1 protein-coding gene is annotated in these 601 nt (G+C 49.1%); it reads left to right on the forward strand.

Annotated elements, in window-relative coordinates; translation table 11 throughout:
- The coding region (locus OKC40_RS22840; protein ID WP_270797066.1) for an IS982 family transposase at positions 1–601 on the forward strand (601 nt) is incomplete at both ends.

Here is a 601-nt window from a genome sequence, read left to right on the forward strand (position 1 = left end):
GCGCTATCACATGCAGGATTTTCCTCAATTGCTCAGTTACACCCGGTTCCTCGAGATGATGCCATCCGTATTGGTCCCGCTCTGTGCCTATTTCACCCAGCTGAAGGCAACCCCAACCGGGATAGAATTTGTTGATTCGACCAGCATCAAGGTCTGTCATAACCTGCGGATTCCCCGGCACAAGGTATTCGATGGTGTCGCAAAGCGAGGCAAGGGAACAATGGGCTGGTTTTATGGATTCAAATTACACCTCATTGTGAATCACATGGGCGGACTGGTTGCCGCCAAGCTGACACCAGCAAATGTCGATGACCGGGCACCGGTCAGGGAATTAGCAGCCTGTTTACCGGACCGGTTATACGGCGATAAAGGATATATCAGTCAAGCGTTATCAGATGAGCTGGCAGCCAAGGGAGTGACATTGATAACGGGGCACCGTAAGAATATGAAACCAAAGGTCCATTCGCTTTTTGACAGGGCAATGCTATCCAAAAGGTTCATCATTGAAACAATCAATGACCAGCTGAAAAACATCTCGCAGATAGAGCATTCACGGCACAGGAGTATGCATGGATTTATGTTGAATCTGCTTGGAGGGCTG

Source organism: Aeromonas sp. QDB11 (genome assembly GCF_027705265.1).
GTDB classification, from domain to species: domain Bacteria; phylum Pseudomonadota; class Gammaproteobacteria; order Enterobacterales; family Aeromonadaceae; genus Aeromonas; species Aeromonas allosaccharophila.